24 protein-coding genes and 1 pseudogene are annotated in these 25912 nt (G+C 44.3%); 12 read left to right on the top strand and 13 right to left on the bottom strand.

The genetic code is table 11. The features are described 5' to 3' along the window. Positions 1-58: 58 nt before the first annotated feature. The 4 genes from SO_RS01920 to SO_RS01905 form a co-directional block, all read right to left on the bottom strand. Positions 59-790: a fumarate reductase iron-sulfur subunit gene (locus tag SO_RS01920; protein WP_011070759.1), complete on the bottom strand. Its 732-nt coding sequence runs from the start codon at positions 788-790 to the stop codon at positions 59-61. Next, positions 790-2796, bottom strand: a complete 2007-nt coding sequence (locus tag SO_RS01915) for a fumarate reductase flavoprotein subunit (protein ID WP_011070758.1) — start codon at positions 2794-2796, stop codon at positions 790-792. Before SO_RS01915 ends, SO_RS01920 begins: the two co-directional genes overlap by 1 nt. A 65-nt stretch (positions 2797-2861) precedes the next feature. Then, positions 2862-3533, bottom strand: coding sequence for a fumarate reductase cytochrome b subunit (locus SO_RS01910; protein WP_011070757.1), 672 nt, complete (start codon positions 3531-3533; stop codon positions 2862-2864). 232 nt (positions 3534-3765) lie between these two features. Further along, a complete protein-coding gene (locus SO_RS01905) occupies positions 3766-4491 on the bottom strand; it encodes a fumarate reductase cytochrome b subunit (RefSeq protein WP_011070756.1) in 726 nt (241 codons plus the stop codon). 440 nt (positions 4492-4931) lie between these two features. On the opposite strand from SO_RS01905, the gene prmA reads away from it, so the two are divergent. The 3 genes from prmA to fis all read left to right on the top strand — a co-directional run bounded on the left by prmA (position 4932) and on the right by fis (position 7279). Beyond that, entirely contained in the window at positions 4932-5813 is an 882-nt protein-coding gene (prmA, locus tag SO_RS01900) for a 50S ribosomal protein L11 methyltransferase (RefSeq protein WP_011070755.1), read from the top strand. 175 nt (positions 5814-5988) lie between these two features. Continuing rightward, positions 5989-6957 carry a tRNA dihydrouridine synthase DusB gene (gene dusB / locus SO_RS01895; RefSeq protein ID WP_011070754.1) on the top strand — a complete coding sequence of 323 codons (969 nt, stop codon included), beginning with the start codon at positions 5989-5991 and terminating at the stop codon, positions 6955-6957. 16 nt (positions 6958-6973) lie between these two features. Then, positions 6974-7279: a DNA-binding transcriptional regulator Fis gene (fis, locus tag SO_RS01890; RefSeq protein ID WP_006083371.1), complete on the top strand. Its 306-nt coding sequence runs from the start codon at positions 6974-6976 to the stop codon at positions 7277-7279. Positions 7280-7519: 240 nt separating this feature from the next. Here the strand turns inward: fis and SO_RS01885 are convergent, their stop codons facing one another. The 6 genes from SO_RS01885 to SO_RS01860 form a co-directional block, all read right to left on the bottom strand. Next, positions 7520-8122 (bottom strand): lipoprotein, encoded by a 603-nt coding sequence (locus SO_RS01885; RefSeq protein ID WP_011070753.1) that lies wholly within the window; start codon positions 8120-8122, stop codon positions 7520-7522. A gap of 124 nt (positions 8123-8246) precedes the next feature. After that, positions 8247-8831 carry a hypothetical protein gene (locus SO_RS01880; RefSeq protein ID WP_164925599.1) on the bottom strand — a complete coding sequence of 195 codons (585 nt, stop codon included), beginning with the start codon at positions 8829-8831 and terminating at the stop codon, positions 8247-8249. 26 nt (positions 8832-8857) lie between these two features. Then, positions 8858-9343: a YagK/YfjJ domain-containing protein gene (locus SO_RS01875; RefSeq protein ID WP_164925598.1), complete on the bottom strand. Its 486-nt coding sequence runs from the start codon at positions 9341-9343 to the stop codon at positions 8858-8860. 655 nt (positions 9344-9998) lie between these two features. Next, on the bottom strand, positions 9999-10193 hold the full coding sequence (locus SO_RS01870; RefSeq protein ID WP_164925597.1) for a helix-turn-helix transcriptional regulator: 195 nt from the start codon (positions 10191-10193) through the stop codon (positions 9999-10001). A gap of 88 nt (positions 10194-10281) precedes the next feature. Continuing rightward, positions 10282-10893 carry a hypothetical protein gene (locus SO_RS01865; protein WP_164925596.1) on the bottom strand — a complete coding sequence of 204 codons (612 nt, stop codon included), beginning with the start codon at positions 10891-10893 and terminating at the stop codon, positions 10282-10284. Then, a complete protein-coding gene (locus tag SO_RS01860) occupies positions 10877-12166 on the bottom strand; it encodes a tyrosine-type recombinase/integrase (protein ID WP_011070748.1) in 1290 nt (429 codons plus the stop codon). Before SO_RS01860 ends, SO_RS01865 begins: the two co-directional genes overlap by 17 nt. A gap of 290 nt (positions 12167-12456) precedes the next feature. Here SO_RS01860 and SO_RS01855 point away from each other — a divergent pair, with 290 nt between their 5' ends. From SO_RS01855 to SO_RS01815, 9 genes are all read left to right on the top strand, one after another. After that, the gene (locus tag SO_RS01855; protein WP_011070747.1) at positions 12457-13281 is read left to right on the top strand and encodes a DUF6387 family protein; all 825 of its coding nucleotides are present in this window, start codon (positions 12457-12459) and stop codon (positions 13279-13281) included. A gap of 107 nt (positions 13282-13388) precedes the next feature. Continuing rightward, positions 13389-13637, top strand: a complete 249-nt coding sequence (locus SO_RS01850; protein ID WP_011070746.1) for an AlpA family phage regulatory protein — start codon at positions 13389-13391, stop codon at positions 13635-13637. Next, positions 13624-13848 (top strand): helix-turn-helix transcriptional regulator, encoded by a 225-nt coding sequence (locus SO_RS01845; RefSeq protein WP_011070745.1) that lies wholly within the window; start codon positions 13624-13626, stop codon positions 13846-13848. The genes SO_RS01850 and SO_RS01845 overlap by 14 nt, the downstream gene beginning before the upstream one ends. A gap of 128 nt (positions 13849-13976) precedes the next feature. Continuing rightward, on the top strand, positions 13977-14627 hold the full coding sequence (locus tag SO_RS01840; RefSeq protein WP_164925594.1) for a YagK/YfjJ domain-containing protein: 651 nt from the start codon (positions 13977-13979) through the stop codon (positions 14625-14627). Between the two features lie 428 nt (positions 14628-15055). Next, positions 15056-16885: a type I restriction-modification system subunit M gene (locus tag SO_RS01835; RefSeq protein ID WP_011070743.1), complete on the top strand. Its 1830-nt coding sequence runs from the start codon at positions 15056-15058 to the stop codon at positions 16883-16885. After that, entirely contained in the window at positions 16875-18194 is a 1320-nt protein-coding gene (locus SO_RS01830) for a restriction endonuclease subunit S (protein WP_011070742.1), read from the top strand. Before SO_RS01835 ends, SO_RS01830 begins: the two co-directional genes overlap by 11 nt. Before the next feature lie 87 nt (positions 18195-18281). Beyond that, positions 18282-19280 carry a virulence RhuM family protein/type II toxin-antitoxin system death-on-curing family toxin gene (gene rhuM, locus SO_RS01825; protein ID WP_011070741.1) on the top strand — a complete coding sequence of 333 codons (999 nt, stop codon included), beginning with the start codon at positions 18282-18284 and terminating at the stop codon, positions 19278-19280. Between the two features lie 269 nt (positions 19281-19549). Beyond that, positions 19550-22651, top strand: a complete 3102-nt coding sequence (locus SO_RS01820) for a type I restriction endonuclease subunit R (RefSeq protein WP_011070740.1) — start codon at positions 19550-19552, stop codon at positions 22649-22651. A gap of 2 nt (positions 22652-22653) precedes the next feature. Further along, positions 22654-23367 (top strand): M48 family metallopeptidase, encoded by a 714-nt coding sequence (locus tag SO_RS01815; RefSeq protein ID WP_011070739.1) that lies wholly within the window; start codon positions 22654-22656, stop codon positions 23365-23367. Positions 23368-23406: 39 nt separating this feature from the next. Here SO_RS01815 and SO_RS01810 read toward each other — a convergent pair whose 3' ends face one another. From SO_RS01810 to SO_RS01800, 3 genes and pseudogenes are all read right to left on the bottom strand, one after another. Continuing rightward, positions 23407-24609 carry an IS256-like element ISSod4 family transposase gene (locus SO_RS01810; protein ID WP_005054087.1) on the bottom strand — a complete coding sequence of 401 codons (1203 nt, stop codon included), beginning with the start codon at positions 24607-24609 and terminating at the stop codon, positions 23407-23409. Between the two features lie 105 nt (positions 24610-24714). Further along, positions 24715-25008, bottom strand: coding sequence for a glutamine amidotransferase (locus tag SO_RS01805; RefSeq protein ID WP_011070738.1), 294 nt, complete (start codon positions 25006-25008; stop codon positions 24715-24717). A 398-nt stretch (positions 25009-25406) separates the two neighbouring features. Beyond that, positions 25407-25838: pseudogene (locus SO_RS01800) on the bottom strand (tyrosine-type recombinase/integrase); the annotation flags it as partial. Positions 25839-25912: the final 74 nt, after the last annotated feature.

Below are 25912 nucleotides of genomic sequence, written 5' to 3'. Positions count from 1 at the left end.
CAAACAAAAAGCGCCTACAAAGGCGCTTTTCATTTTAAAATCAAAGTAATAAAAGGAACTAAACCAGCGTCATTGCCATTTTACGGCGTAGATAAGCAATCTGCTGCATATGGGGTAAATCTTTAGGGCAGTTATCTTGGCAGCCGAGCAAGGTCATACAGCCAAACACCCCGTCCTGATTACCGATCACATGGTAAAAATCCTCAGCGGTACGGGCATCACGGCTATCGAGTTCAAAGCGGGCGATCTTCATCATGCCGACTGCACCAACAAAGGTCTCGCGCATTTGCTTGGTCGCACAGGCTGATACGCAAACCCCGCATTCAACGCAGCGCTCTAACTCATACAAGCGCGCAGCTTCTTCCGGCGCCATAGGCTCTTCGAGGCGATGGATGCTGATATCATTCGCCTTCGGATGTAACCACAGCTTTAACCGCTCAGCAAGTTCACGCATAAACTTACCCGTATTCACCGAGAGATCGCCAATTAACTCAAAGCCAGGTAATGGCATCAGGGTGATCTCGCCCTTGGGATATTTGGCGGTTAAGGTGCGGCATGCCAATGTTGGAAAACCGTTGATCACCATGGCGCAACTGCCACAGATCCCTGCACGACACACAAAATCAAACTGCAATGAGGTATCTTGCTCTTCTCTGAGTTTATTGAGGGCGATAAACACCGTCATGCCTGGCGTTTCAGTGAGTTGGTAACGCACCATTTTCGGCTTATCGTTTGGCTCCTGCGGATCATAACGAAAAATATTAAAGGTTAACTGACGACCTTGGCTCATTATGATTTTTCTCCTAACGCATTAGCTGAGGGTTTTTGTAAGGTATCACTTAAACGTTCATTGTTAGCTTGCAGGCTAGGCGGCAGCTCAAAAGGCATCAGCGCCGCTTGGCGTTGATAACGATCGGCATCCTCCCCAAGCTCTGCCAAAATCTGCGCAATTTGTTGCTCACGTTTAGCGGTATCAGGGTGAGCAATGGCATTGTCGATACCATAACCACGGTATCCCGGTGGCAACTCCATCTTCATCACATCCAGCGGCTCGTAGCTTAAAACGGGTTCTAACGCATTAGCATCGGGCCAACTGGCGAGGGTGCGATTAAGCCAATCGCGGTCGTTACGCTGCGGATAATCTTCACGGGCATGGGCACCACGGCTTTCGGTGCGAGCAGCAGCGCCGCAAGCAACAGTCAGCGCGACTTTGAGCATACGCTTAACCCGCAGCGCCTCCACCAACTCTGGATTGGCGTGGCGTTTTTTGCACTTAATGCCGAGCTTGCGTGAACGCTCAAGCAAGGCTTTAAGCTCAGTCACCGCTTTATCGAGTTCAGGCCCATTACGGAAAATCCCTACGTAATCCATCATAATCCGCTGCATTGCGTGCTTAAGCTCGAAGGGGCTTTCGTGACCATCGCCATCGACTAAGGTGTCGATTTCAGTCTGCACCTGCCGCATAAACTGCTCGGCAAGTGTTGTGTTGATCTCAAGGCTGTTATTTTCACAAAAATCAGCGATATACTTGCCGATAATCATGCCGCCCACTACGGTTTCGGCGAGCGAGTTACCACCTAAGCGGTTAAAGCCATGCATATCCCAACAGGCGGCTTCACCTACACTAAACAAACCCTTAAGCTGCGGACTTTCACCGGTTGCTTTGGTGCGAATGCCACCCATAGAATAATGCTGGGTTGGACGCACGGGGATCCAATCCTTTGCAGGATCGATACCGAGGAAATTTTCACAAATCTCTTGCACTTCACGCAGGTTGGTTTCGATATGTTTGCGCCCAAGCAAGGTAATATCCAGCCACAAGTGAGGACCATAGGGGCTATCGACGCCCTTACCTTTACGCATATGCTCGGTCATGCGGCGGGACACCACGTCCCGCGAAGCTAGCTCTTTCTTTTCAGGCTCATAGTCAGGCATAAAACGGTAACCGTCTTTATCCCGCAATAAACCACCATCACCACGGCAACCCTCAGTGGTTAAAATGCCAACTGGCACAATTGCCGTGGGGTGGAATTGCACCGCTTCCATATTACCAAGCGTCGCCACGCCCGTTTCGAGCGCAAGCGCCTGACCGATACCTTCGCAGATAATCGCATTGGTTGACACTTCGTAAATGCGGCCATAACCGCCGGTGGCGATGGTGGTTGATTTCGCCACATAAGCACGCAATTCACCACTGATAAGGCAGCGAGCAACCACCCCATGACAGCGCTCTCCATCGTGGATTAACGCCAGTGCTTCGACGCGCTCATGGACCGGAATATCCATTGAAATCGCTTTGTTATCCATCGCATAAAGCAACGAGTGACCCGTACCATCGGCGGTGTAACAGGTGCGCCATTTCTTGGTGCCGCCAAAATCGCGAGCATTGATCAACCCGTGGGCTTCTTCGGCTTCTTGCAGAGTGACTTTTTGTGCGTTAACAATCACTTCCCTTGGACCTGCACTGACGCGTGACCAAGGTACACCCCAGTTGGCTAACTCACGTACCGCCTTAGGCGCACAATGAGCAAACATTCTGGCGACCTCTTGATCGCAGCCCCAGTCCGATCCTTTAACTGTGTCTTGGAAGTGCACGTCTTCATCATCACCCATGCCTTTAACAGCATTGCCAAGACTTGCCTGCATTCCCCCTTGCGCCGCCGCAGAGTGAGAACGTTTAGCAGGAATAAGCGAAAGCACTAAGGTATCGAGTCCACGCTCTTTAGAGGCAATGGCTACCCTTAGCCCGGCCAATCCGGCACCAACCACTAATGAATCGGTATAAATCAGTTTCACGCCTGCTCCTTAACGGGTACTGCAATGATTATTTTGGGATAACACGCTTTTATTATTTGTTTTGCTCAACTTGCATAGGGTAAAAATGCCAGCAATGAGGCAAGCCCTACGGTGACAAAAGCCACACTCACAATCGTTTTGATCTTGCGCAAACGGCTGCGGCTATTAAGATCCAGCGCCGCGCCCCACTTAAGTGCCACACGGTAAATACCAATTGCTGCATGTAACTCCACAGTGAGCAGCAAAGGCAGATAAACCATCCAGACACCTTGATTCCAAATACGATCGGCACTACCTTGCGGACCTATGGTTTCGGGGGCTGAACCGATAAGCCACAGATGCACAGGCAATAACAACAAAATCACCACCCCTGTGATGACTTGCCAGCGCCATAGGCGAGTATCACTGTGGTTAATCACTTGCATCTGCTGTTGCAGCGCCCTTTGCTGGCGCAAACTCATTGGCAGCTTCTGCAATGCCACTAACACATGCACTAACGCTAAAGCGGCGATGCCGATAGCAATACAGGTCACAACCCAAGGGAAGCCGCGGCCATCACTGGAGAGAAAACTCAACTCCATAGTGCGAGCCACCCAGTGCATGGCATCGCCACCCAACAAAATGGACGACACCAACACTAAGTGGGTCCATAAAAACACCGCCAAAATAACACCCGACACACTCTGGCTTAAATCCAGCCACGCACTCCATTTTTTTATACTTAGTTTGATTGCCATTGCTTTCGCCTCGCGCCACCAGCTTCATCGAGCCAGAGTGATTAAGTCCTATCCTCGAAAATTAATATCGCTCACAAATCCAACAACAAACCTGAGTTAGATCAACTAGAGGGTGAATAATTCATCGAATGCTTAACTATTAGCGGTAAAACAAATTAAAACGAGTCGCAGCTAAACAAAATCCTGCCGAGACGATCCATTACAGGGCAACGCAGCAGGATTGGCAATCAAATCACTGGGGCACGTAGGGCTGCACAGGAATGCTCAACTCGCTGCCGATAAGCATATAAGCAACTAAGCTGGCGCTACCAAGGCACAACAAATAGATAATCAAAACCTTAGCGAGTTTACGTAAACCTGAACGCTGAGCCGTTATGCCCCACTTAACCGCCACACGGTACAAACCAATCATGGCGTGGATCACCACAGCGGGCAGCAATAAGGCGTACAGCAGCCAAGCATTATCGTGATAAACACGCTCGGCGGATAAATGTGGGCCAATCTCAGGATTTAAGATCATGGTAAACAGATGCACTGGCACAAGGAAAAACAAAATAAAACCAGTGATCAGCTGCCAAAACCAAGCATGGGTATCGCGGTGGTTAATGCAACCTAAGTGCGAGCGCAATGCCCGCCACTGACCCAGTTGTGCCGGAAACCGTCTAAGCGCAACCGCGGCGTGCAATATCACCACCAACAGCATAAAGACCGAAAAGACTTTAGTGACCATAGGAAAACCATGGCCAGTACTACTAAACATGCCGCCTTCAAGCAGTTGTACGACTTGGTAAAATGCCTCTTTGCCCAGCAAAATGCTCGACTCGAAGTGCATATGTAACAACAGAAAGCATCCCAGCATAATGCCTGTCGCGCTCTGTAATCTATCGGCCTTCGCCGACCAAGGGTGACCTATCCCCTGTGTTTTCACCCTAGTGTGAACGCGCGTTACGCTTATCATCCTGCTTTTACCCTTTGATGGTTTGTTGACACCTCTTTGCAAACTACACGATAGCAGTAACAAAATACCCGACTGAGCGTCACAGATTTAAAGCGTGAGATAACTCACGGGGTGAACATCAACTCTTAGAAGATGATCACAAAAACAAGGTAAAAAACCAAACAAAGGTAAAACCAATTAACCATTATATTTCATAGCTTTATACTAAATATCGAAACGAGTGGTTTGCATTTGCGTACAACAAAATGCTGACCCAATAACGCCTTGTCAATGCAGGAATAAAAGCCATTTTTATCTAAACGTGACGATAGAAACCCATTTACACAACCAGAGTTAAAAACGGCTTTGTTATGGTAATTTCTCGCCAAATCCTGCCGCTTAAGATGGTTTGGGTATACAATAGCGCGATATTTTTTAACCCTAGCCACAGGATTTACCCCATGCCTTGGATCCAACTCCGCATTAACACTAACAGTGATGATGCTGAAACCATCAGCGACTTACTCATGGAAGAAGGCGCAGTCTCTATTACTTTTGAAGATGGTAAAGACACCCCGATCTTTGAACCTAAACTGGGTGAAACCCCGCTGTGGCGTGATACCGTGGTTGTCGCGCTATTTGAGGCCGATACCGATCTAACGCCAACCATTGAGATGTTGAAAACACTGCCGTTTTTAGGTGAACACTTCAGCCACAAAATTGAGCAGATTGAAGACAAAGACTGGGTACGTGAGTGGATGGATAACTACCACCCGATCCAATTTGGTAAACGCCTATGGATATGCCCAAGCTGGCGTGAAGTGCCCGATCCAACTGCAGTCAATGTGATCTTAGATCCGGGTCTTGCCTTCGGCACTGGCACTCACCCCACAACAGCACTGTGTTTAGAGTGGTTAGATAGCTTAGATCTAAGCAACGAAGAAGTGATCGACTTTGGTTGTGGCTCAGGCATTCTCGCCGTTGCCGCCCTAAAACTGGGCGCGAAAAAAGTCACCGGTATTGACATCGACTATCAAGCCATTGACGCCTCAAAAGCCAATGCCGAACGTAACGATGTTGCCGACCAACTCGAGCTCTACCTGCCTGAAGATCAACCCGCCGATCTTAAGGCCGATGTATTAGTTGCCAATATTCTCGCAGGCCCACTGCGCGAACTTGCCCCCCTTATCGCCGAGCGAGTCAAAACCGGCGGTAAATTAGCCCTCTCTGGACTCCTAAAAGAGCAAGCGCAAGAAATCTCTGACTTTTATAGCCAATGGTTCGACATGGACGAAGCGGCTCACAAAGAAGATTGGAGCCGCTTGACAGGTACGCGCAAATAACGCTAAAGGGTGGCCGCAACATGCGCCACCACTGGCTTAGGCTTATTTTGCCGATTACTTCTCAAGGCTAAAAAGTCAAGAAAAAAAATTGCTCCTAGGTCATTTATTGACCTTTTCATGGCCAATAAAAAGGGCTACTATAGCGCCCCTTTGAAGAGCTAAGGTGAAACAGTAAATGCAGATTGGACCCTATCAACTGAAGAATCAGCTGATCGTGGCACCAATGGCAGGTGTCACCGATCAAGCTTTCCGTAATCTCTGTCTTCGTTATGGTGCAGCCTTAGCGGTGTCGGAGATGCTTTCATCCAATCCTGAGGTTTGGGATACGGATAAGAGCCGCCAGCGTATGACACATTCTGGTGAGGAAGGTATTCGCTCAGTGCAAATTGCAGGTGCAGATCCAGAGTTAATGGCGCAGGCCGCCCAGTTCAACGTTGAACAAGGTGCCCATATCATTGATATCAACATGGGATGTCCTGCAAAAAAAGTGAATAAAAAGCTGGCTGGCTCAGCCCTAATGCAAAATCCGCCCCTCGTAAAAGACATTTTACAAGCCGTGGTTGCCGCAGTAGATGTGCCCGTTACGTTAAAAATTCGCACAGGCTGGGAGCCTGAACACAGGAACGGTGTTCAAATCGCCCAGATTGCCGAGGATTGTGGCATCGCCTCGCTGGCCGTTCATGGCCGCACGAGACAATGCATGTACAAAGGCAACGCCGAGTACGACACCATTAAAGCAATTAAACAGAATGTCTCGATTCCTGTTGTCGCAAACGGGGATATCGACAGTCCGGAGAAAGCCCGCTTTGTGCTGGATTACACCGGTGTCGACGCTCTGATGATAGGACGGGGTGCTCAAGGACGGCCTTGGATTTTCAGAGAAATCCAGCACTACTTGGAGACGGGTAATAAGCTAGCGCCCATTGAGGTGGCAGAACAGCGTCAAGTGATGCTGGAACACCTCACCAAACTTTATGATTTGTATGGTGAATATAAGGGTATCCGCTTCGCCAGAAAACATATTGGATGGTACCTAGACCAGGAGGATCAGCGCCAGTTCCGGGCTGACTTTAATCAGCTGGAAACCGCTGCAGAACAGTATTCCCTCGTGGAATATTATTTTGATGAATTAGTACAGAATTAATAAAGAGCAGAATAGAATGTTTGATCAGACAACTAACACAGAAGTTCACCAGCTTACCGTTGGCAAAATCGAAACCGCAAACGGCACTATCAAGCCCCAATTATTACGTGACGCTGTTAAGCGTGCCGTAACTAACTTCTTCGCACAGTTGGACGGTCAGGAAGCACAAGAAGTGTATGAAATGGTGCTAAGTGAAGTTGAAGCACCTCTGCTTGACATCATCATGCAACACACTCGCGGCAACCAAACCCGCGCAGCAAACATGCTAGGTATCAACCGCGGTACTCTGCGTAAGAAATTAAAGAAATACGGCATGAATTAATCTGCAAGGATTAAGCTGTTGTATTGAAAAGGGCTTCTAGTTAATAGAAGCCCTTTTTGCATCCAAAGTTACACACCGAGTTACACACTGATAAAACCCACCACCTCAAAGTGCATTAGAAAAACTCGCCATACCTGCCTAGGTTACATGAGATTATTGAGGACATAGAAGCGGGCAAAACTTTAACTTGCTGCAAACCATTGCGGATACAGCAAATCACTAGATATTGAGAAAACAATATTACAAATATGGCTGGACTTCTTGATAGTAAAATTTATTGAGGTTTGGCAAGAATGCTTTAACAATGCTGTTGTTCGGCCTACGGGGAAAATCAATGCTTGAATTTAAGCCTTTTACCCTAATCTCGATTGACTGCGCATCTGCTAGTTTCTTTAGCTGTTTTGGTGATATGGCAAACACACCGTTATCAAATTCACTGACGTAAACTTGTCTTTGAGCTGATGATACGGAGTAATCAATTACACCATCATCGGCATACAACTCTACTTTATCATTCCCATTGTTTAGCAGAAATGTGGCTGAACTTCCCTTACCTATGTTCAACCATGATCCTCTAGCTGTCGTTGTAACCTGCTCCATTGAAAATTTCACACCCAAAGCGATTATTTTATTTCCTGAGTCTTTTATTACGAATGGGTTTAATTCTGCTGAGTTTGCCACGATACCCAAATAGTCAGCGTCAATGACTCCACCTGTCATGGTTGTTGTGGTTCGATTTTCAAACTGATCTGTCTTTGTGACTGTGTTGTATTTGCTTGCATAGGATGCAGCACAGCCACTGACAAACAAGACGATAAATAATCCTGCTACAAATTGTTTCATTGTGTTTTCCCTAACGTATGCTCATTAAATGATAAACAGATACTACAGTATTGCATTCTGTATTGCTTGATACATGGCTCACAGAATAGGTTGCAATAAAACTGAGCTAAATAACTGAAATTACTTATTCAAAATAATTAATGCCCAGCCCAGCACCTAAAGAATGCAACTTTTTCATAAAATAAACATTGTAGGCGTCTTCAACCTTAACCAACTTTGTAAAATCTCGCTCAAAAGTCCTGTAATGACTGCCTTTCGGTTTTATGGGTAAACTCACTTCAAATAAACTCTGTACGGCATCATTACCCCATATCACGCGCCTGCGTTTACGTATGGCTCGACTTAATCTATCTATTGGCGCCTCTGACTGACAGGCATAATGTAACCCTAGGCATTCTCTACATGCCCAACCATTAGGAACACCATACAAATACAACCTTTTTTGCAGGCAACATGGACAGATAAAAATCAGTCGTGGGTAACGGGGAGTATCCCATACCAACGGCACTGGGAAGCGTTCTGAACCATCCAAATCAAACCATATTATCGCAGCGTAGTCTTGGTGTAACTCTAGCGTGAATTGGCTTGGTGCCTTAAATTTGGCATTAATGCTGAATCGTTTACCCAACTCGGCTAGCAACGGCTTAAATAGCTTAGCCGCCAATTTAGGATAGTTTTCGACATAGCGCCTTACTTGTGTTCTTGACACCCAACAACCTTTAGTCATACGAAAACCTATTTAAAATGAGGGTAATTTGTGACGTTTGGCTTTAGCCTGCTGGTGCCATAATCTTTAGATTGAGCAGGTCGATAGCCCTTGCCCCGCCCTTTGGCTAAGTAACTAACCCGATAAATGGCCTTGCTGAGTTCATTCAGTTCCCCTCTTACTAAATTGTAATGCCGCTTAGGCAGCCAATATGTTCCACCCATTTGTTGCCAAACCTCATTAACCAGCAAACCAATGCCCCATGATGCCTGTACCGTCCTTCCGTCTAACATGACAACAAAATGGTAATGCTGCGCCTTTGCTTTCTCTTGCTCTCTGCACCAACAAAAGCCCACTTTATTTACCCCATATCTAGCAATTAATTTCTGCTTGAACCTTCGGTTAAATTGCGTAATCCGCTTGCTGGTGGCCGTATTCGTTGGCTGATGTAAATCAAATCGAATTAGCGTAACCCGCTTGTAATAAGTGAGCATGACCAACACTTGTTCAATCATCGTTTTTAGCATTGGCGTGTAACAACCTGACTTACGGGAATTAATAAGCCAAAGTTGACCGCTGTACTCGAATATCCTTTGGTGAGTTAGATACATAATGAATAGATCGTAATAGATAATATTATTTACCCCTGACTAAGTAAGTAAGCACTCCCGCGGTATGCCATACGCCACAACACTTAATTATTAAGTTCTTCAATTTAATAGGGTAATAAACCCGTAACTGTTGTTTAAGATTGTTCACGCCATTAGTAGCAGGCGATACAGGGTTAGTGATCACTATCACAAAGGAAACATGTGAGATTTAGTCTTATTGGGGTATGCTTGAAAGGCTGCAACGCATGGTCGCCAAACTGATACGTTGCGGCACACTTTTGAAGCCCGATTAGGTTAGCCCTTGTCGGGCTTTTTTATTGAAACAAGTCGCCAACTATGTGACTTATGACGGCCATCTACAGCGGACTTTGCAAACGCCCAACCTAAGGTTGATAGTCTCGGCTTTAAGCTATTTGAAATGCTATGTAGGTTGTTAGAGGGTAAAAACGACTCAACAATGTCATGTGTTTTAATGTTTGGGGAGTTCCAAACCACTAACAGTAAAGTTCGTCCTTTTCCCTTAATAGAGTCTAATTCAGAAGGGAGTTGCTGCTTAAAATTATGCATTGGCTTTCCCCTCCCATTCACCACGAACGAATTGCTCGTGTAAATCGGCTCGATATCGAACACAACGGGGAGTCAGGCGAACACCTTTAGGGTAGCGGCCTTCTCGCTCAGCTAAAAACAACCATGACCTTGATAGGTTTAGTGACGCACAAACCTGTTTAACGGATAGTAAATTTTGAATATTCATGTAACTGCCTTCATTTGTTGTTTCGGACAGTTGGGAGTCTATTAAGGTTGTGTTGGGTTGTAACGGGAATAAAATTGGCAAAAAAATTCTATCTTCTCTGCCCATTTTGATAATCGGGTATTTGTCCTACCAACCTAAAATTGGCTAGAAAGCTTTTTTTCTCATCTTCCGTCCATGTAGGCCTACGCCTAAACATCAATTTTTCACGTAATGAACTATCATTCTTTTCAAGCTTTTCGTATTCCTTTTCCAACGATGATGCTCTAAAAGAATTCGACATACCAAACATTGATATCGCCTTATCTGCTGCCATTTTGGCTGCATCACACTTGTTCACACCACAGTAACTAATCAGTAAAACCATCCACCGTAATTCATTCCAATGGATGCTTTCCTTCTCGATTTTTTTTATTGGTACATTTCTTTTTGCTGACCCATTCAATCTCAAGAACGCTGCACGAGTTAATTGTTTTTGAAGTAATTTAGGGATCGGTTTTCCTGCATTATCTAGCTGAAAAAGCGCCACATCTAAGTGGGATGACTCTCCTTCTAAAAGCCATCGCCATACTCGGTTACTTACATTCCGCTCCACATCATAGGGAACACCAAGCTGATCTAACTCATCCTGTAAGGCATCAGCATAAGACATCATCCCTAATTCAGGTCTACATTTTAACCATTCCTCAGCTTCTTTTGTCATTGCTCGCCCTTAGTAAAAACACGTTGCAATCCTCACCACTAAGCAGTTCATCTAACCTGTTACACCACAACTCAAGCGCTTGCCGCTTCTCTGGTAAGTAATGGCTGCGGTTGTAAATGCCTGCCACCCCCTGAATTGAATGACCTAACAACGACTCAACCACGTGCGGGGCTACACCTAAATCATTTAGCCCTGTAGCCACTGTTCTACGTAAATCATGCAAGCGCCACTTTTGCTCATGCCCCAGCTTTTTCCAGATATTGCCGCCCCAAGCCGATACTGCAGTAGGCTCTTTGAATTCACCGAGTAAGTAACCGCCTTTATTCGCCTCACACAAGGCCACCAGCAACGGCTTAATGCTGTCGGGTATCGGCCTCTTTATCTCGCCACTATCGCCCCTAGCTTGGTCTTTAGCTTGGGTTTTGTTGTGCTCTGCTGGCACTGTCCACACACCTGTTTCAAAATTAAATTCTTTGGTTGTCGCCAATCTTAACTCTTGGGTTCGTGCGCCAAAAGTAATCAATAGTATCAGTAGGTTTTTGTAGTAAGGCAGCATTTCCCCCGCTTCAATCCACTTAAGCAGGTCAATGAGTCGCTGCCAAGAATCATCCTCCACGAGTCGTTGTGAACGTTTGGCTTGGTGTTTTGCACCAATATCATCTAAATCAATATCGAACACTGAACGGTCAAACTCATGCCCAGACTTAGCGCACCACTTTAGCGCCTGCTGTAAGTTTCGGAGAACATAGCCTGCCGCCACAGGGTATTTCTGCGAGCGTTTTTTTAATGCGGCAATCCAATGAGGTTTCTTAATCTCGGCTAAAGGCAAACTGCCAAGGTGGGGAACTATCCAGCGTTCAAACTGCTGTTTGTGCTTACTTGCATTAACTCTTTTGCCATTCGCATACTCACTAATCCAATTGTCCAATACTTCTGCCACCGTTAACGGCTTCACAGCTTTACTCAACTCTAGCTCTAGTTGCGTTTTGGGATCTTTCCCATCGGCAATCCATACCTTGCAGCGTTCGCGTTTTTCTCTAGCACCTGCCAATTTCAAATCAGGATACTTACCAAACACTATCGTTCTTTGTGGCGTCTCTCGCCCACCCATGCGATAACGAAAGATCCACAGCACGTTATTACCCTTACCGTCTTTAGCGGGGGTAGCCCTAGCGGCTAAGCCTCCGCTATCACTTAAGGTCGTTGGTTTGTCCAGCGGCTTATTAGTAAGGCTCACAAGCGCTGTATTGGTCATATTCTTTTTAGTTGCCATAGTCACTAGAGTTACACACCGAGTTACACACAACTAAGAGTCTAACCTAGAACAACCTTAAACAAAACTAAACATTAAATAAACTAAATGATTGAAATAGAAGATATTAGCAAACGTAGCCTGAACATTGAAATACTACGAAAAACATCAAATCACTTTCTACGGCATGAACTAATCTTTTAGATTAAGTGATTGTTAAAAAAGGGGTTAACCTGCAAGGGTTAGCCCCTTTTCGCATTATATGTACCCCCATATGTACCCCGAGATAATTCCTTGCCGAGTTTATATCGATGAAAACATCCACAGCTAACTCAATACGAATTAAGACATCAGACCATCCCAAATGGCCTAATTGGTTTTCAATTAAGAACTATGATTGCCTTGCTGATCTCACTGCTGCGCAATTTCTTAATGAGCTAGAGTTCAGGTTGACCCTTCATAACTCACCGACTTTACCTAATGGTAGAAAGCTGACTGACAGTAAACGGTGGCAACTGATCCAGAATGGCTATGTCATCATCAATTCGAATCCAGTCACACAACCAGACTTTCCGACAGTCATCGCATTGAACCATGTTGATCTTCTCGGGATAACTGAAGAGATTAAACTCCGCAGTGGTGATGACTACTTAGACTTAGAGCCGCAACAACTAATGCCTTTGCAGGGGCAGAGTCGAGACTTAACAGTGGTAGGTATAGACTTAACTAAACCCAATAAAGCGATATTGGGTGACTGTGAGTTCCTGATTAATCAGTTGCGCAAAACCCTATCAATCCCCGAACCCAAAGTGCCTGACAATTTTCAAGCAAATGAGAAAACCTTCAAAAAGCTGCTGACTTATAAGTTGATCCCCTACCTTGATCTCATGATGTATTGCTATAACCATATCCCTTTTTATGAAGATAATTGGCAAAAGCTGGAATTTACACAAAATGTGCTGAGTGAATTACTGCTTGGGGAAGAATCTAAACAAGAGCTTAGAATGGAGCTATATAAAAAAACCTATGCACCGTTTTATCGCAAGATTCTCAGTAACGAATCTCATCTAATGCAACTGCTTGCGAATATCAGGCAAAATACGTGGGCGTTAGGCACTAAAATGCAGGATATTTAAGGGATTAAATTTGGGGTAAAAATCAAATTTCGTTTTTACCCCGAAATCACAATTGCAAACAGGCAAGATACTCCTAAGCCAAACAGAGACAATCTATAGGAGCTTCCATGTCCCTCTTTAGTATCGAAAAATCAGCCATTCAAGACCGTATAGTGCGAGAAACTGAGCGTAAACTAATCACCTCTATCAGTCGCTCACAAGCTTTTCAGCTAGAAAGACTTAACCGTTTCCCTAAACGCATAAAACTTGGCAATCGTTCTGTCGGTTGGCGTCTTTCAGAACTGATGCAATGGGTTCACTCTGGCGGAGAACTATCCGAACAAGTTACTGAGGGGGCAAGGTATGAAACCGAGTAAAAGAACTCAATTTGCCCAATTGCTCCACCAGCAGCGACCAATGGAGCGAATAATCCGAATCACTGAAATGTGCCAATTACTCGGCATCGATAGAACAACACTATACCGACGAGTAAAAAGAAAGGTCTTTATTCAACCCATCAAAAGCCAAAATCGAACAATTGGCTGGTCAGAATCAAGTTATATCAACTGGCTAAACGGCACTAAGTAATATCTAACCAAGGCGGCATTTGCCGCCTTCTTTTGGCCTGTAAACGCAACAAACTGCGACAAAGCTCAACCGAGTGCGATTAAATGCTGACGAATGCAGGCTCTAAATCACGTTTAACCAGCAGAAAAATGCAATCTACGCATCTGCAATACTATGGTAGGTCTCGCTTTACGCCACTTTACAACCCTCACTACGAGCAGGTTATTTATAATATTTCCGCTCTTCGCTTTCCCTTAGAAGATTTTCTATATCAAGAAACCTTATTTAAAGTGATGAGCTTTGAACACGGCATCAGCTCCAGCATTATGAGTGCAGCGATTGATCAACTGCTAACAGCTCTGAGTCACTATTCTAAAATCCTACTCGTCAGATTCGATCTACGAGTCTATACCGAAACACCCAATAACAGCTTAATCAGCAAATACCGCAAAACCCTGTTGAGATTCCTAGATAAGAAGTACCAATCTAAAGCATGGTTATTTTGGGTTAGAGAACAAACACCAAGAAGCGACAAAGCACATTATCACTGTTTCATTCTACTCAATGGGCATAAGGCCAAGTCAGGCTGGGGCGCATTTCAACAGGTTCAGAAAGCATGCTATATGCATCCAGACACTTCAGCGTGGCTACCTGAATCGGCAAGCTACAAAATTGAACGTAACGGGCTTAAAGGTGTTGAGTCTGCAATTCACAGGATCAGCTACCTTGCCAAGCATTACAGCAAAGAACTGACACCGAACAAAATAAAGCGCTTTCAAACCAGCACTAGCCGGAGCTAGTCAAAATTAACAATTTCACAGCAGTTAGGTAAAAGGAAAAAGTTGATCACATGCAGTAAAGCTGATCAACTATGTGTTGATCAGCATAGCGTTAACCTCAAATCAAAACCAAAATAAATTATTATTAAACAATAGATTAACCATGTAAAAAATGAGCGGCCATCAATAATAAAACGCCAAAGATCCAAAACATAAAGACGGTTGACATTTTATTAACAATTCATGTTAATAAAATGTTTCTTTGATTTGTTTCATCTAAAAGACACGACTAAACATCTACCTCCGACTATGACTTAACGCGCATATTTCCCCGCCATAGCGTTGTACCCCTCCCCCCTTATCAGTACACTTTGGCGCATCAATGCACAGGGGACTTTTATCAGCATCACTTAACCCACAGTGCTTACCAAATTCATTAGAGAAAACCAGTGCCAAATCAAATCACTCTCCAACAATTAGAATTGTTCCTATGGGAAACGGCGGATATTCTTCGCGGCAATATGGATGCATCGGAGTTCAAAGACTACATCTTCGGCATGATGTTCCTTAAGCGTCTATCAGATTCATTTGATGAAGCCCGTGAGCAGGTGTTCGAATACTATCTTGCCAAAGGTAAAACCCAAGTCGAGGCCGAAGCACTTGCCAGTGATGAAGATGAGTACGACAGCACCTTCTATATTCCTGAAGTTGCCCGCTGGTCAGCCCTTAAAGACTTAAAGCACAACATAGGTGAAGCGCTCAATACCGCCGCTGAAGCCATTGAAGAGCACAATCCAAACCTTGAGGGCGTGTTAGTCTCTATTGACTTCAATATTAAAAACAAGCTCTCCGATAATAAGCTGCGCGACCTGCTCAGCCACTTTAACAAGTACCGCCTGCGCAATAGTGATTTCGAACGCCCCGATTTACTCGGCACAGCCTATGAATATTTGATTAAAATGTTTGCCGATAGTGCGGGTAAAAAAGGCGGTGAGTTCTATACCCCGAGCGAAGTGGTGCAATTGCTGGTGGCATTGCTCAAACCCCATGCAGGCATGCGAATTTACGACCCCACCGCAGGCTCGGGCGGTATGCTGATCCAAATGCGTAATTATCTTGCGACCCATAACGAGAATGCCGCTAACCTGTCTTTATACGGTCAAGAGATGAACCTCAATACATGGGCAATCTGTAAGATGAACATGTTTTTGCACGGGGTACAAAGTGCCGACATTCGCAAGGGCGATACCCTACGCGAACCTAAGCATACTATTGATGGCAGCCTAATGACGTTTGATCGCGTTATTGCCAATCCGCCGTTTTCGTTATCGAAATGGGGCAAAGAAGACTGCGATAAAGATAAATATGGCCGCTTCCCCTATGGCACACCACCAAAAGACTCAGGCGACCTCGCCTTTGTGCAGCACATGATCGCCAGCACCAATGATGATGGCATGGTCGGCGTAGTCATGCCCCATGGCGTGCTGTTTCGAGGCTCCAGCGAAAAAGACATTCGTAAAGGCATACTCGAAGACGACTTATTAGAAGCCGTGATCAGCCTACCATCAGGCCTATTCTATGGCACAGGCATCCCCGCCTGTTTGTTGATTATCAACAAACAAAAGCCGAGCGAGCGCCAAGGCAAAGTACTGTTTATTTATGCCGAACTCGAATATCACGAAGGTAAAAACCAAAACAGTTTACGTCCGCAAGATATCAATAAAATCGTCACAACCTTCGACAGCTTTAGCGAAATTAAACGCTACTCAGCCGTAGTCAAACTAAAAGATATCCGCGATAACGACTACAACCTCAATATCCGCCGCTATGCCGATACCTCGCCACCCGCAGAAATATTTGATGTGCGCGCCATTCTTCACGGCGGCATTCCAGTGCGTGAAGTAGAAAACGATTATATTCAGGAAGAAATTCTTAAGGGTTTTGATGTCAGCTGTGTATTTGAGCCTAAGCTCAACCATGCAAGCCAGAGCACAGACCAACAGTATTACCAGTTCAAAGCCGAAATCACCACCAAAGAGCAGATCCGCCCGCTTGTAGAAAACAGTGTTGAGCAAGTTAAGGCCATTGAAGACTGTGCTACTGATAACTCAGCAGAGCAAACATCTACAACGGAGCTTGCGTCAGTAACACTCATCGTTGGCCAGTTCGAACGCTGGTGGGACAAGTATCAAGTGTCACTGCACCAACTCGATGCCGAAATGGCAGAAGCAGAACAGGTGATGCAAGGTTACTTGAAGGAGCTGGGTTATGAGTCATAGTATCCTTAGCCCATTTGGTAAAATACCCAATGACTGGGAGTATCAGATAATTATTGATAATGTTGAGTTTTTGACAGGTCCAGCTTTTGATAGCAGCTTATTTAACACCGAATCGCGTGGTGCTAGGTTGGTTCGTGGAATTAACTTGACTCAAGGTTCAACTCGTTGGGGAGAAGATAAGACTAAATATTGGGATGTCGAGTTAAATAACCTTAAAAAATACCAATTAGCCATAAACGATATATTGATCGGTATGGATGGTTCATTAGTTGGTAAAAACTATGCTTATTTAAAACAGTCAGATTTACCAGCATTATTAGTACAGCGAGTTGCTCGACTTAGAGCCAAAAGCAATCTGCACTCTAAGTATCTGTATTATATGTATGCTACTGATTTTTGGTTGGATTATGTAGAGGTTGTAAAAACTAACTCAGGTATTCCACATATCTCTAATGGTGATATTAAGAATTTTAGATTCCCATTTCCTCCACTCCCAGAGCAGCAAAAAATTGCGGCAATTTTGACTTCTGTGGATGAGGTAATTGAAAAAACACAGGCGCAAATCGACAAGCTCAAAGATTTAAAAAGCGGCATGATGCAGGAACTGCTCACAAAGGGTGTTGGCATCAAGCAAGGTGATAAATATGTGCCCCACATCGAATTTAAAGACTCCCCCGTTGGCAAAATCCCAAAGAGCTGGGAAGTTAAACCGTTAAACTCCGTTGTACTCAAGATTATTGATTGTGAACATAAGACCGCTCCATATGTCGATAAATCAGAGTACTTAGTGGTTAGGACTAGTAATGTTAGGCACGGCGAACTTGTATTAGACGATATGAAATACACTCATGCAGATGGTTATGCTGAATGGACAAATAGAGCTATCCCCTCGTTAGGAGATGTCCTTTTTACTAGGGAAGCTCCCGCTGGTGAATCTTGTCTTGTGCCAGAGAATACAAAGGTCTGTATGGGACAACGTATGGTACTTCTTCGACCAGACGCTAATGTGATATTTTCAAATTTTTTCTCTTTATTTTTAACTTCAGAAGCTGCTTCATGTGCTATTTATGAGCGATCTATTGGTACAACGGTTAGTCGGATCAATATAGAGGATATTAAGCGTATCCCATGCATTGTTCCTCCATTAAGCGAGCAACAAGAAATCTCAAAAGCGATACAAAGCGTTCAAAACTCAATTTTAAACAAACAGGAAAAGCTACAATCGTTGAAAAACCTCAAAAAAGCCCTGATGCAGGATCTATTGACGGGTAAAGTGCGGGTTAAGGTCGATAACGATTTAGTAGTCTAATCCCTAGGGACGGCAAAGCATTAACCGCTGTAGCAAAGATACGCAAGCATAAGCGCAGTACAGCCCCTTGAGTTAAAAGGATAAACAGTGGATCACCAACTATCACAACATGATATTTTTATCAGTCAAGACGGTCAGTTGCAGCTTACTGTGGCTGTCGATACCGAGACGGTTTGGTTAACCCAAGCGGAAATTTGTGTATTGTTCGACCGTGAGCGTTCGGTGATCACTAAACATATCAACAACGTCTTTAAAGAAGGCGAACTCGAGCGGGATTCAGTATGTGCAATATTTGCACGTACTGCTGATGATGGTAAAACCTACCAAACTCAATACTTTAACCTTGATGTAATTATTTCTGTTGGCTATCGGGTAAAGTCTAAACGCGGCGTGCAGTTCCGCCAATGGGCAACCAATACCTTAAAACAGCATTTACTCCAAGGTTACACCCTAAACCAGCAACGCCTTGTACAACGTGGTATTGAGTTTAATCAAGCATTAGCGCTCCTTTCAAAGACCTTAACCAACCAAGCCTTGATCAATCCAGACGGTCAAGCGGTTGTGAACGTGATTGCCGAGTACGCCCGCTCTTGGTCACTGCTACAAGGGTACGATGAGCAAAGCCTGACGGAAATCACCCACAAACAGCAACAGATGCAGCCTTTGGCGCTTGATGAGGTATTAGCCGCAATTGCAGCCTTAAAAACGAATCTGATAGCAAAAGGTGAAGCGACTGACTTGTTTGCTCAGCTACGGGGCAATGGCTTAGCGTCCAGCATTGCAACCATTGAACAAGGGTTTGGTGGCGAATGGTTTTACCCGAATGTGGCTAGCCGCGCCGCCCATCTATTGTATTTCATCATCAAAAATCATCCCTTTGCCGATGGTAATAAGCGCACAGGTTCGTTTCTCTTTTTGTGGTACTTACAGCAAAATCAGCATCTGTTAGCTAAACCCGTGAGCGAGCAAATTAATGACACGACCTTAGTAGCTTTAGCTTTGCTGGTGGCCGAAAGTTTGCCAGACCAAAAAGAACTGATGATCCGCTTGATTGAACACTTTATTTTATTGAAAGACTCGGAGTAAACCATGAGAGCGAAATTGATAAAAAATGCTCTAGCGCACTCAACAAATCCAATATAAGTAGCATGATAAAAAGTAATAAGTCAGCGAGGATGCCTACACGAGTCGTCTAAATTTGCATATTTTTGAATTTGCCCCGTATTCAATTGATTTTGTTAGCTGTTATTTGTGCTATGCCTCTGTAATATAAGAGCCTGCATGATTGCATCAAAATCAATCGTATAAAAATCAGATACAAAAGATGTCGTTAATCATCTGGTAAAGGGATGGATATGGATCAGGATGAACTACATAAGGTCGAGTTACCCGCTATTGCCCAATTATCGCTATTAGGTTGGCAGTACGTTGCGGGAGCTAAACTCACGCCTGAATACCATGAGAGACCCTATCTACGGGATGTCGTGCTGGTGGGACGGCTCGAAGCCGCCATTAAAAGAATTAACCCTTGGATCAACGATGAAAACCTGCGCAAGGTTTGCCGTGATATCACCCATCCAAACTTTGTCGGCTTGATGGAATACAATCAGGCCATCTATCAAACCTTAGTGAATTACCTTTCAGTAGAGCAAGACGTTGGTAAAGGGCGTAAAGGCCAAACCGTTAAGTTGATTGATTTTGATAACCTTGCAGCCAATGAGTTTATCTGTACATCACAGTTTAAAGTGGAAGGCGTAAACCAAAATATCATCCCTGATATTGTATGCTTTATTAATGGCTTACCGCTGGCAGTGATCGAATGTAAATCCCCCTACATTTCAGCACCAATAAGCGAAGGGATTAACCAACTACGCCGATATGCCAACCTACGCAATAGCGTCGATGATGAAGGCGCACAGCGGCTTTTTTGGTATAACCAGCTGATGGTATCGACCTGTCGCGATCAGGCCAAAGTGGGCACAATTAGTTCCAATGCATCCCACTATGCTGATTGGAAAGATGCCTATCCCTTTACCGATACCACATTAAGCGAACAAAATTTATCTCAGGCTTTTAGCCGTAATAGCCTCGACGATATGCAGGTTAACGATAACCCTGCACTGTACACCGCCACCAGCTCAAACTACGATGCAATCACTGCGGTAACAGCACAACAACGCTTGATTGCAGGTATATTCAGCCCTGCTAGCTTTCTCGATATATTGCAAAACTTCATTATATTTGAGCCAGTAGAAGGCAAGCTAATCAAGAAGGTTGCACGTTACCAGCAATATAGAGCCGTAAATAAAGTGATTGAGCGGCTTAAAACAGGCCAAGACCGCAAAGAGAAGTCGGGCGTGGTATGGCATACCCAAGGCAGCGGCAAATCACTAACCATGGTTATGCTTGCTGTTAAAATGCGCCGAGATCCTGTGCTTAAGCAATACAAACTTGTGTTTATTACTGATCGTACTCAGTTAGATGAACAACTATCTAGCACCTTCCGCGCTGCCCAAGGCGAAACAATTTATAACGCGGGTTCAGTTGCGGAGCTAAAAGCACTGCTGAAAAAAGACAGCTCAGATCTTGTGACCGCAATGGTGCAAAAATTCTTAGACCTAGAGAAAGAGCTGAGTACTAACAATGAAAACGAAGGTTTTATTAACTTAAACCCAAGTGACAAAATTATCGTTCTTGCCGATGAAGCCCATAGAACTCAGTTTGGCGGCCTTGCCATGACCATTAACGCTGCCCTACCTAACGCTCCTAAAATTGGGTTTACAGGCACACCACTACTAAAAACCCAAAAAATGGATAAAGCTTTTGGGGGCTATATTGATGAATACAAGATCAATCAAGCGGTGGATGATGGCGCAACAGTTCGTATTTTGTATGAAGGCCGCCAAGTAAAGACCGAAGTTGCAGGAGAGTCATTAGACAAACTGTTTGAGGCTTACTTTGGTAGCTATAGCAAAGAAGAACAGCGGGAGATTAAACAAAAATACGGTGTTGAGCGCGCCGTTCGCGAAGCACCTGCCCGCATTCGCTGGGTTTGCATGGACTTACTTGAACACTACCGAAAGCACATACAACCAGACGGTTTTAAAGCCATGATAGTGGTGGGTAGTCGCCATGCGGCCACCATATTTAAAAAGACCTTAGATGAGTTAGGTGCGCCACCTAGTGAAGTGATTATCTCGGGTTATCACAACGATGAAGCTTATATTGCTGTTCATACCGACAAGACAAAGCAAAAGAAGATTATCCAAGACTTTACTAAACCATTATCGGAAAACCCTGTCGCATTCTTAATCGTGAAAGACATGCTACTGACAGGGTTTGACGCACCGATAGCACAGGTGATGTACATCGATCGTAAACTACAAGACCATACGCTGATGCAGGCCATTGCTAGAGTGAACCGTACCTATGCAAAGAAAGAATGCGGCTTTATTGTCGATTACTTTGGACTGTCGAACCACCTTATCGAAGCGATGGAAATGTTCAGCAGTGATGATGTAGAAGGCACGTATCAAAGCCTTAAAGATGAAATTCCCAAGCTAAAAGCTACACACACCCTCGCCATTTCATTTTTTAGACATATCAAGAATAAAGACGTTGATAGTTATGTACTGGCACTCAAAGAGGAAACTGTTCGAGCACAGTTTGATATGGCATTTAAGCGATTTGCAAAGCAAATGAACATCGTTCTGCCCGATGTTGCCGCCGCACCATTTTTAGCCGATATGAAACTGTTGGGCAAAGTCCATAATTCCGCGCGAAACCAGTACCGTGATGCTGGTTTAGATATGACTGATATCGGCGCTAAAGTCCGTAAGCTGGTGGACGAACATATTTTAAGTACAGGCGTTGATCCCAAAATACCGCCTATTGACCTACTTGCCGCAAATTTTAAAGAGAGTATTCGACCAGAAAAATCGGCTGAATCTAAAGCTTCTGAAATTGAAAGCGCGATTAAGCACCATATTACCGTCAAGCTTGAGGAAGATCCCGAGTATTACAAATCACTCAGCCTAAGACTCAGAGACATTATCGAGAAGACCGCAGGGCAATGGGAACAGCAATTAGAGCTGTTATTGGCTATGGTCGACACGATTGAGATCGACCGTCGTAGAGCCGCAAAAGATGCAGGACTTTCCGAAACCGAGTTTGCCTTCTACAACATACTTACTGCTGAAGTGACCCAAACAAGCGACATTGAAGTCATAGACGAGCACCAGTTAATTGAGATAAAGACAATTACTCAAAACCTTGTCGCAATGTTTGATGAAGCTACGCAGATAGTCGACTTTTTTAACAAGGGGGATGAGATAAAGCGGTTGAAAAAAGAGATAAAACGCGCCGTTATTGATGCATCATTTAGTAACGTAGAGTTGATATCTAACCTGCAAGATAGATTTATGGAATTGGCAAAACACAAGTTTAATAAGCAGTGACCATGAGTATGAAACAAGCTGAATTCATTCAAGCTAAAGGTTATCAAGCACGCGTTACCCGAACCGCGAGAGCCAAAACAGCCTCCATAAAAGTTGAAGAAGGCATGGTTAGTGTAGTCGTACCCAAGGCATTACCCATAGAACGAATTGAGCGAATATTACAAGAAAAACACCAATGGATTATCGATAAGATAGCCCTGCACAAGGGGCTAATTACCTCATCAGAAAAGCAGTTTGTCTCTGGTGAGGCTATGCCATACCTTGGCCGCAATTATCGCTTAAAGGTACATGCAGGCAGTTTTGAGCCAGTAAAGCTGGTGCAAGGACGATTAGTCGTTATTGTCCCCGAAGGTTCAGTCCGTTCAAACTTAGTCAGGGAAGCACTTATAGGCTGGTATAAACGCAGTGCATTACTCAAACTCAGGGAAAAGGTTCGACGTTATGCAAAGGTGATTGGAGTTACCCCTAAATCCGTCAATATCAAAACCTTCAAAAGCCGTTGGGGTAGCTGCAATCCTAAAGGTGATTTAGATTTTAACTGGATTATTGTTATGGCTCCTAACCGCATTGTCGACTACGTGGTTGTCCATGAATTGTGCCATTTAAAGCAACTCGATCACTCCCCACTCTTTTGGAAGGAGGTTGAACGAGTAATGCCTGATTACGCGGAATGTAAAGAATGGCTCAAGAATAACGCCCCAAAACTAACATTCTAGTACCACGAGGGCGTTCAAAATTCTGTGTCAGGCTAATTTTTAAATTTCTAGCACGCTATCTAAACGCCCTTCAAAATAAATCGCTAACTGTGATAAACAAAGGCTCCAATTGTGGATTGGCATGGTCCATTTATCTGAGGCGTTTAATATGCCTGCGTAAAGTAGCTTCAACAAGCTATTTTCATTAGGAAATGCACCTTTGGTTTTGGTGAGCTTTCTAAATTGGCGATGCACAGCCTCAACTGCATTGGTCGTGTAAATCACTTTCCTGATATGTTCTGGGTACTTAAAATAATGGGACAAATTATGCCATTTGCGACGCCAAGAGTTGATTACCAGCGGATAAGCATCACCCCATTTGGCCTCCAGTTCGTCCAATGCCATCTCTGCGGCTTCTTTACTCACGGCTCGATACACAGGCTTTAAATCAGCCATAAACGCTTTCTGATTTTTTGAGGCGACATACTTCATTGAGTTGCGGATCTGGTGGATAACGCATAGCTGTGTTTCCGTATGAGGGAAGATACTGGCTATGGCCTCAGGGAAACCGGTCAAGCCGTCAACACAGGCGATAAGAATATCTTTTACACCACGATTATTAAGATCGGTCAGTACGGATAGCCAGTAATTAGCGCCTTCATTTTCGGATAAGTGAAGCCCTAAAATTTCCTTTTTTCCTTTCATATTAAGCGCTAACAATGTGTAAACGGCTTTACTGACGTAACGCCCATCCTCTTTGACTTTATAATGTATCGCATCAAGCCACACGATAGGATAATGGCTATCTAATGGGCGCTGTTGCCACGCTTTAAGTTCGGGGATGAGTTTGTCAGTGATAGCACTGACTGTTGCGTTAGACACATTGAGTCCATACATATCTTCAACATGTTGATTAATATCGCGATAGCTCATACCTATACTGAACATCGATAACACTTTACGTTCGATTTCATCGGTTAGCGTAGTTTGATTTTTCTTAATCAACTGAGGCTCAAAGGTGCCATTGCGGTCTCTAGGCGCGTCTAACTCAAAGTTACCGGACGGATGCTTAATGGTCTTAGGGGTTTTGCCATTTTTACGATTAGGCTGAGGATCATGCGCTAAATGCTGCTCAAGCTCAGCCTGGAGAGCCGCTTCAGTGAGTTGCTTGATCAGTGGGCCAAGAATGCTGTCTTTACCTGTGAGGCTTTTACCTGATTGCAGATCTTTAAGGGCTTGTTCGAAGTTAAAAGGTTGGGTCATGTGTCATTCCTGTTTTTGAATATTTTACTGAAATGACACAGAATTATGAACACTACCAGTACCACTCAAAAAGACCACTGCAAAGTGGTCTTCATTCAATCTTAACTAAAACACGACTCCTTTAGGCAACTCATCATCTTCATCTATTATGGGCTCTACGTATCCCTGAGCTTCAACATCATAACCAAGCTCACGTAATCGATTGATAATTGCCCATGGTGAGGCTTTACCGTTGCCAGCCATGCTTATACCGTAAACATCACAGCCACCAATCATAACTCGCTTCAACATAGCATCTATCTTAGGATCTTGCGCTCGATATGGCGCAATCTTAAATGCTTCTTCGGTATCTACAGTTATAATGATGTGCTCTGTTAAACCTAGCGCGTCAATGATCATGTGTTCACCTCTTAAATTGATAACTTACTGCTGGCATATAAAAACTTGCGCTATGAATACTTTAGCTTTTGCCTTTGCTCTTGAAAGCTAGCACCCCAGTAGTAGCGTTGATTACCACACATATAGCAGGAGCAAATACATGGAGTCCCCAAACAAATCCCAAGAAATTGGGTTGATTGTTTTGGCCTACCTCCCCAATAAGTAGCCCTATATTTTTTGAGACGAACATTATGATGGCGACGAATTGCACGTTTCGAAATTTTCACTTTTACTCTCCCGAACTGGACTGACTATTCGGGTGGTCACTCCTTCGAATGACCACCACATTCGGTATCGGGATTTCTTTAACAAAAACATAAAACCTCTCACTAAAAAGTTGGATCGTGGCAGATTAATATTTATGCTGTCCGTTTCAAAATGGACACATTATCAGGCTTATCCGCCAGAATTTTTAAATGTTCAACCCACATGTCTAAAGCAACTTTCTTTTCAGGTATATACTGACTTCGGTTATAAATTTTCATTACGCCCGCAAGTTCATGTCCAACAAGTTGCTCAACGATATAAGGTGCAACGCCTAGGTCATTCAATCTAGTAATAAAAGTGCGACGTATATCATGCAGCGTCCAAGCTTCTCTATGCTTCAACCTACGATAAATTTTTGCACCAGAACCACTCACGGTTTCACAACTCCTTAGCTCTCCTAGAAGATAGCCTGTTTGACCGTGACGTCGAAATAAAAATTCCACGAGCAATTTTACTTCCTCAGGAATTGGGCGAATAATTACCTTCTTACTTTTACTATGTAACTTTGGAACCGTCCATATCCCATTATCTAGATCCCATGTTCTGGTCTAATCCCATCGGACACTTAATTTTGAGACAGTATGGTCAATAAATTAAG

The organism is Shewanella oneidensis MR-1, assembly GCF_000146165.2.
GTDB classification, from domain to species: domain Bacteria; phylum Pseudomonadota; class Gammaproteobacteria; order Enterobacterales; family Shewanellaceae; genus Shewanella; species Shewanella oneidensis.
The sequence above is the reverse complement of the archived record's forward strand: the minus strand, read 5'-3'. Positions and strand labels throughout refer to the sequence as shown.